9 protein-coding genes and 1 pseudogene are annotated in these 7,981 nt (G+C 37.7%); 2 read left to right on the forward strand and 8 right to left on the reverse strand.

Going from position 1 to position 7,981, the window contains the following annotated elements; translation table 11 throughout:
- Positions 1 to 407: transposase (locus ACLFMM_RS08005; RefSeq protein ID WP_410808213.1), on the forward strand; the 407-nt coding region annotated here is incomplete at its 5' end.
- A 183-nt stretch (positions 408 to 590) separates the two neighbouring features.
- Here ACLFMM_RS08005 and hisF read toward each other — a convergent pair.
- From hisF to ACLFMM_RS08045, 8 genes and pseudogenes are all read right to left on the reverse strand, one after another.
- A complete protein-coding gene (gene hisF, locus ACLFMM_RS08010; RefSeq protein WP_410808214.1) occupies positions 591 to 1,412 on the reverse strand; it encodes an imidazole glycerol phosphate synthase subunit HisF in 822 nt (273 codons plus the stop codon).
- Positions 1,413 to 1,466: 54 nt separating this feature from the next.
- Positions 1,467 to 2,119, reverse strand: a pseudogene (locus ACLFMM_RS08015) (DUF1614 domain-containing protein).
- An 84-nt stretch (positions 2,120 to 2,203) separates the two neighbouring features.
- Positions 2,204 to 2,662 carry a bifunctional nuclease family protein gene (locus ACLFMM_RS08020; protein ID WP_410808215.1) on the reverse strand — a complete coding sequence of 153 codons (459 nt, stop codon included), beginning with the start codon at positions 2,660 to 2,662 and terminating at the stop codon, positions 2,204 to 2,206.
- A gap of 58 nt (positions 2,663 to 2,720) precedes the next feature.
- The gene (locus ACLFMM_RS08025; RefSeq protein ID WP_410808216.1) at positions 2,721 to 3,368 is read right to left on the reverse strand and encodes a protein-L-isoaspartate O-methyltransferase; all 648 of its coding nucleotides are present in this window, start codon (positions 3,366 to 3,368) and stop codon (positions 2,721 to 2,723) included.
- A complete protein-coding gene (locus ACLFMM_RS08030; RefSeq protein WP_410808217.1) occupies positions 3,335 to 3,985 on the reverse strand; it encodes an HVO_0476 family zinc finger protein in 651 nt (216 codons plus the stop codon). The genes ACLFMM_RS08025 and ACLFMM_RS08030 overlap by 34 nt, the downstream gene beginning before the upstream one ends.
- Positions 3,986 to 4,088: 103 nt before the next feature.
- On the reverse strand, positions 4,089 to 4,958 hold the full coding sequence (gene speB / locus ACLFMM_RS08035) for an agmatinase (RefSeq protein ID WP_410808218.1): 870 nt from the start codon (positions 4,956 to 4,958) through the stop codon (positions 4,089 to 4,091).
- A 32-nt stretch (positions 4,959 to 4,990) separates the two neighbouring features.
- Positions 4,991 to 5,377 (reverse strand): translation initiation factor IF-5A, encoded by a 387-nt coding sequence (locus ACLFMM_RS08040; RefSeq protein ID WP_410808219.1) that lies wholly within the window; start codon positions 5,375 to 5,377, stop codon positions 4,991 to 4,993.
- Positions 5,378 to 5,696: 319 nt separating this feature from the next.
- The gene (locus tag ACLFMM_RS08045) at positions 5,697 to 7,403 is read right to left on the reverse strand and encodes an aldehyde ferredoxin oxidoreductase family protein (RefSeq protein WP_410808220.1); all 1,707 of its coding nucleotides are present in this window, start codon (positions 7,401 to 7,403) and stop codon (positions 5,697 to 5,699) included.
- 143 nt (positions 7,404 to 7,546) lie between these two features.
- Between ACLFMM_RS08045 and ACLFMM_RS08050 the strand changes: the two genes are divergently transcribed.
- The gene (locus tag ACLFMM_RS08050; protein ID WP_410808221.1) at positions 7,547 to 7,897 is read left to right on the forward strand and encodes a cation:proton antiporter; all 351 of its coding nucleotides are present in this window, start codon (positions 7,547 to 7,549) and stop codon (positions 7,895 to 7,897) included.
- Positions 7,898 to 7,981: the final 84 nt, after the last annotated feature.

Genomic DNA, 7,981 nt, shown 5'->3' on the forward strand with positions numbered 1-7,981 from the left:
ATGATGAACAAAGGGATGTGTATATCTGTCCTGAAAACGGGATTTTGACATTTTCTTATGAATCAAATGATAGAGACAGGCCAGGAAAACTTCGAGTTTACAGAGGTATACATTGCAGAGATTGCGAATCCAAATATCAATGTACCAATAGAAAAGATGGGATACGGCAGTTAAAAATAACTTATGTATCAGAAGATAGGAAACATCTGAGAGATAAGATGAAAACTGAACAAGCAAAGGTAATATTTGAACAAAGGAAACATACTGTTGAACCTGCTATCGGAAATTACAAGCAGAATTTGAGATTCACAGAATTTATTACAAGAGGGTTGAATTCGGTAAAAGCTGAATTTAATCTGGTTTGTGCTGCTGTTAACCTAAGGAAAATATGGATAAATTCTGGATAATACAAATGATTGATTGAAAATCAATCATTGTATTGTAGAATAACAAAAATCTACAAAACTTAAGCAATTAAATATTATAACTTAATTAAGGATTGTTGGACAGCCTGTTTAGCTCAGCGGTAGTTCACAATCTTTCACAGTTGAGAATTAAAACTCTTAATATAAAATGGGTACAGAAAGGATTCAAATCCGGATTGGAATTCCACGATCTTTCAAATATTTTTTTGTGCCTGATACAGTGTATTCCCCAAAATGGAATATACTTGCAGCAAGAGCCGCATCCGCCTTCCCATTAGTGAATCCCTCATACATATGCTGTGGATTTCCCACTCCACCGGATGCTATTATAGGCACTTCAACAGATTCAGAGATGGCTCTTGTTATGGGTATATCAAAACCGTCATAGGTGCCGTCCTTGTCCATGCTTGTGAGCATAATCTCCCCTGAACCCAGTTCTACAACCTTTTTAGCCCACTGGACTGCATCTATTCCTGTAGATTTTCTGCCGCCGTATATAACAACCTCATACCATGCCGGTGTACCGTCTTCCAGGGTCAGAACCGTTTTATCAGGATTGTCTTCTAGATTGGTATTTCGTTTACAGTCAATTGCTGTCACTATACACTGCGACCCGAATATATCAGATGTTTCCTTTATAAGATGGGGATTCTTGACAGCTGACGTGTTTATGGTTACTTTGTCTGCTCCTGCACGAAGGGTCTGGCGTACATCATCAATCGAACCGATGCCTCCACCTACAGTAAGAGGTATAAAGACTTCATCAGCCGTCCTTTCAATAACATCTATCATAGTGGCTCTACCTTCGTGGGACGCTGTAATATCCAGGAAGACTACCTCGTCTGCTCCCTGTTCATTATAACGTTTTGCAAATTCTACTGGGTCACCTGCATGTATGAGGTTTAAAAATTCCACACCTTTTACAACCGACCCGCCTTCTTTATCAAGAGTTACATCAAGACATGGTATAATTCTTTTTGTAAGCATACGTGGATTATTATGAATACCTGCCTATATTAATATGTAATGAACGGGGAACCGTTAGACAAGTAACACGGCAATGACTCCTGCAAGGAAAATTCCATCAAAGGTTCCAGCACCACCTATACTGGCTACAGGTGCCCCTGAATCCCTGATTATATCCAGATTGAATATATATGCTACTATGAGTGTGCCAAGTGTGCCACCTGTGTAGGCTATCACAAAAATAAGGTCGTCAGGTATTGAAAAAGCTAAGACAATGAATATAGAACCAAGAGCTGTAGCAATCGGTGAAACCAAGACTGGTGTCACTATACCTACCCCCTTGACAGGTTTAGATACCAGAAAAGTCACGACTGAAACAAAAGCAATTCCAACAATCGAATATAACATGGCTTCTGGAAATTTCAACATAAGGTACAGGGATACAACCCGGGGATAACTGCACCTCCAATATTTATCGCAAGTGTTGTCTGTTTTTGTACAATTCTCTTGAAAGGAAGTCTGTATACCATACCCATGAAACGTACATGTTCTCTTTCAACTACAGGTGTTTTTGACCTGAGTTTTGCAACAGGAATATTGATATGACTGCAAAGAAGAGAAAATACCAGCAGCAAGAGTGCACCATACCACGTAAAACCAATTTTTGTAAAAGCAGTACTTATAAGAATAAAAAAGAGAATTGCTACAATAACAGATAGTAGAAGCAATAATAAAACATGAACATAATGCTGAAAAAATTGTAAAATACACGCGAAAAAATTATGAACTCCTTTCAGTTGATTGGTAGATATTTAAAAGGCGTCAAGGCTTTCGACATCATCCAAACTATCTTTACCTATCGCAGCAGATTCAAAAATATCATCCTTGACGTATATCGGTACATCTGCTCTTAGAGCAAGTGCGATACAATCACTGGGTCTTGCATCAATATCCATAGAATAACCATCTCTGTTAATAACCAATCTGGCATAATAGGTATTTTCCATTTTATCATCAATGAATACATTTTCAACTTCTGTTTCAAGTCTGTCAAGGATTGAGATGATAAGGTCGTGGGTCATTGGTCTTGGCATAGTTTCCTGATTCAGTACCATGTTGATTGATAATGCTTCAGGATGACCAATATAAATCGGCATAACCCTGTCTGTGCCATCTTCAAGTAGAACAGTGGGGGCCCCAAAACCCTCCCTGACCCTGACAACATATACTCCCTTAACCTTAACTTCTAACATATCCTCGTTGGAATTCATATATAGCAATAAATCGTGCCTGTTATTAATATCTTATTAAAACCTGTATGGTTTTGATTCATTCCTTTTTAAAACCATACTTTCCAGTAAGCGGCACAAACATAACCCCGCCCTTATCATTTTTACTGATTGAACCATCAAGTTCTTTTTTTATCAAATAGAGTTCCTGGAAATATAATCCAACCGGTATAACCATTATACCACCGGATTTCAACTGATCTATAAGGCTGTCAGGAATGTCAGGGGCACCTGCAGTTACGAGTATCCGTTCATAAGGTGCATGTTCAGGACATCCTTCCGAACCGTCACCATGGATTACTGTTACATTGTTGTATCCCGTGTTTTCAAGGTTGTTTCTGGAAAAATCAACCAGTTCTTTGATACACTCTATTGAATACACATGACCCGATTCACCTACTATTTCAGATATAACAGCTGCATGGTACCCAGAACCTGTTCCAATTTCCAGAATAACCTGTCCTTCTTTTAAATCAAGTAAATCACACATGATTGCAACCATATGGGGTGCGGAAATCGTCTGATTATGCCCTATCATCAAGGGAGCATCGATATACGCATCCCTCTGATATTCAGGCGGAACAAATAAATGCCTAGGTACACGGGTCATGGCATCAAGCACTTTCTGACCCACCCCTTGGTACTTAAGAGATTTTACAAGCCTCGACCTCTCCATTTCATACTCCATGCAGTCCTACCCCTGTATTTTTCACTGAAAATTTCCTGTGCAAAGAGACGTTTGATATTTTTCGCTTCAACAACATCCCCCTCTTTTATTCTGAACCCACCATTTCTGATTTTAATTCGGGTTACTATGAAGGATATGTCATCGAAATTGTATTTTTCACCCACAACAAATTCTCGACCCCCTGAAAACCTTTTGGTCATTGAATATGTTTCCTGTTCTGAATGAACGGTAATTTTCACATCAACCTCATCTATAGCTCTGCCCCAGATGGAATCAATATCATCCACTTTTGCAGATTCAACACGTTTTCCCTGCGACTCGATAGATGTTACTACAATGGGGTATACATCCTCAGAAACACCATCATCAACTACCAGCTCATCATCTACATCTAAAACTTCACCTTTATACATCTGATTTGTATGTGTGAAAGTTTTTTCACCTTTACTAATTATTGTTTTTATATATACAGGTTTTTCTTTTTCTGTTTTGGGTGAATGTATCTCTCCACAATCTTCACATTTTACAAGGACATTCTGACCTGATTTTAATACTTCATGTAAAACAGGAATATCAGGTGAACAGGAAGGACATTCGATTTCTATTTCTTGATCCATAATACAATTCTCCTTGAACTTAAAACAACATTAATAAAACATAATATAACAATTTAAACTAAAAACTCATTTATTGAAAAAAGGTAAAATAAACAAATGTTGTCTATTTTCTACCTGATGAATGAGCAGCTATAAATTCACGCATAAGCTTAGCACCTAGAATCGCAGTCTGTCCGTAGTCATAATCCGGTGCTATTTCCATCACATCGAAACCAAGCGATATAGGTGCTAAATTGTGTATGATTTCTCTGACATCGATTGGGTCTAAACCAAACGGTTCAGGGGTTCCAGTTGCAGGTGCATAGGCTGGATCGATTGCATCCATATCCAGAGACAGGTATAGATGTTCACAATCCAGATATTTTATAATTTCTGATATTATTGTTTTCAGACCCTGTTTTTTTATGTATTCTGGTGTATAGAATTTCAGACCGTTTTTCCTTGCAAATTCCCATTCCTCTTGGGTACCACTGCGTACACCCAGCAATACATGGTTGTTGCTGACATCATCAATTATATGTCTAGAAACTGATGCATGGTTATATTTTACCCCATCAAATTCTTCACGCAAGTCAAAATGTGCATCCAAGACTACAACACCGAAATCGTCTCCTGCAAATTCCTTGCACGCTCTGACACATGGATATGTCAAGGAATGCTCACCACCAATCATCAATGGTATTTTGTGGTCCCTGACAAATGAACCCACTTCATTGTAGAGGTCTCTAAGAGTATCATCAACCGATGCATAGGTTTCAAGATTACCTATGTCATGGATGTCCAAATCCACAAAATCAACATCAAAATGAGGATTGTAACTTTCAAAATTTGATGATGCCCTGCGAAATGCATCCGGACCCCAGCGACTGCCAGGTCGATAGGATGAAGTCCCATCGAATGGAACTCCATATATCACATACCTAGCAGATTCATAATCTGACAGAGCATCCATTATGCCTGATTGATAAAACATATACAAAAATACATATTAATTTTTATATGAAATTATGTTCTCATTTCTATCTTTTTGTTGCCCATAGCCTCTATATAGGTTATTTCTTCGCCTTCAGTTATTTTGTCTTTATATTCTTCAGGAACCGGTAATTCAAAGGTTGAGAAATCATCCATATCCATCAACTGGGCAACACTTCCATCAAAGGATAGCACCTGTGCATTTTTACGCACTACTACTGGAGTATAGATTTTTGAAGATACTGAACTTACCATTGATCTTTTCTGCCCATCAAAAATTCCGATTGCATCAATTCTTGCTTTTGCAGAACCGTGTTTCCCGGGTTTGGATTTGGATATACTTTTAATAATACAGGGCTCATCATCTATTACCACATATCTGCCTTCTTTGAGCTCTTTAACTGTTACCTGTTCTTTCATTTATAAATCCTCCTTGTAATGAATTAGTATTAAACAATAAATGTATTGCTATGACCTGCCTTATAATGAAGCAATTCTATATATCAAGTTATCGAATCAGGTTGACTAATGTTTGAATATAGAACTATATAAACCACTTCTTATATATCTGTCAAAGACACAGTATATAAGTTGCTACATATATTTTTAGCATTGTTCAGTTAAGACTAACCACACTTAATTTGTAACTTTAAGTCACCGAATATAAGGCGTATACCTCGCCTACCTTCCGGAAGGCTGACTCTGTTTCATAGGTTGAAGATAGGTAATTCCAGCTGAATCAACTGATTCCAAGCTCTTCTAGCTTTTTAAAACCCGGCATACCGTTTCTATTCCACCCCCGGAAATGATAATAATCTGAAATTAATTTTTTAAATTCGCTTTGATCAATTCCATCATTAACAAAAAAACGATTCGGTAGTGTATCATCGTCCTGTGTGAAACCTGCTTTGATATTGAACAGCCGCTCAAGATTCCATATACGTTCTCCTGCATGTAATAAATCCTCCGATGTATAATGGATACCTGTTACTGAACTCAACATCGATGCGAGTATGGTTTCATCCAGTGCAAATACTGAATATTTACAAAGAGATAATGAATCAACAGCAGCTATGAAATTCTGAAAAAACTGCAAAATTCCTGCCTTTCCACTGAAACTCTGTCGTTCCACAAGTTTGGGTTTACCCAGAACTTCAGGAGCTATCATATAGGAGTCCTGATAACATCCCCCTTTATTGGATGTTGCATATCCAAGTGCCTGTCCCAATATACCGCGAGGGTCGTAACCGGGTAATTCGAGGGATTTAACTGTCATGCTCAACTTATTATTATTCAAAGCGTTCATAAAGGATGATGACCCATTACCAAGTTCACTTTTTCCCTCACCAATATCTCTTATCATCTGTAACAGGTTTACAGAATCGATATTGTCAGATGTTAGTTCCAGGTATGATGCAATTGTAGAACCACATGAAACAGGGTCAATTCCGTAATCATTACACAGGTTACCGGCTCTGATGATGGTATCAAAATCACTGTTACCTACAGCAGGACCAAAAGCCCAGATTGTGTCATAATCAGGGATTATTCTGTTATCTTCGGTGCTAAAACTGCATTCTACAGGACATCCAGAACAACCCGGTAACTTTTCTGTATTATAGTTGTTTTTTATATATTCTGCAGTAAGCGATTCATAACTGTTAAATGACGTAGACCTGAAATTATATGCTGGAAGTATATTCATGTAGTTCATAAGTGCCATAAATGCCGATGTTCCATAAACCTGCAAACCTTTTGAGATAACAGGATTTGCATCAAGTAACTTTCCGGCTTGAGTTGATGTTTTTTTAAATCCCTTTTCATCAGCAATACAGGGTTTATCGTTTCCCTTTACCACAATGGCTTTGAGGTTCTTGGAACCAGCAATAGCACCCAGTCCACCACGATCTGATGAATAGATATAATCATTCACAATATCTGCCATTGGAACCAGACTCTCACCTGCTCTGCCTATACATGCAACCTCTCCTTCGTCCTGAAGGCTATCGATTGTTACCTCTGTATTTTTATTCCAAAGATATGAAGCGGATTTTAATTCTATATTACCGCCCTTGATTTGCAGATATACAGGTGATTCAGCCATACCTTTGATAACAAGAGCATCAATACCTGCAAGTTTCAATTCTTTTCCAAAAAATCCACCGATGTTGGTACTAAAAATAGTGGATGTCAGTGGGGATTTAGAAGTAATTGAACAGGTGCCAGAAAGCGGTGCATCGGTTCCTGTAAGAGGGGCGGTTGTTATAATAAGAAGATTTTCCGGGCTTAATGCTTGTGTGGCGGGTGGTAGTAAATCATAGAGAATTTTGATACCAAGTCCCCTCCCTCCTATATAATTACTGAGCATTTTTTCATCGGTAGCAGTTTCTGTAACTGAATTGTTCCATAGGTCAACTGTGATTGTTTTTCCTGTCCAGCCGTACATATTAATTTTCCAGCAAACTTTTGATATGGTTAAACAAATACTAATAATTATTAGATTAAAATATTAAACATTGGATGCTCTAATAAGTCATTGTTAAATTTGAATGTTTCCAGATTATCCGGGTATCAATAAGGTGGAGATAAATGGCTACTGTTTATATCCTGCTTGTGGGTGTGATAGTAGTTTTTGCGATGTTTCTTCGCTCCGGTATGAGAGAAGTGGGACTTCCGTCCATGATCGGATTTTTTGTACTGGGTTTTCTGGTTCGTATTATGGATAATCAATGGAATCTGATTTCAGAACAGGGTTTTCAGATATTTGAATTTCTAGCAGAACTTGGAGTTATAGTTCTGTTGTTTCGTGTAGGACTTGAAAGCAAAGTTACCAAACTTGTAAGATGGTTGCCAACTGCAAGTAAAATCTGGATTGGCGGAGTATTATTCAGCGGATTACTTGGTTTCACAGCGGCCTATTATCTACTAAACTGGGAATAAAACAGTATCCAAATTATACAACAAATTTACATAATATTACATACAATATGTACTAATTGTAAAAGGTGTTAAATTTGTATAATA

Origin of the sequence: Methanohalobium sp. (assembly GCF_046546175.1) — an archaeon.
Classification (GTDB): Archaea; Halobacteriota; Methanosarcinia; order Methanosarcinales; family Methanosarcinaceae; genus Methanohalobium.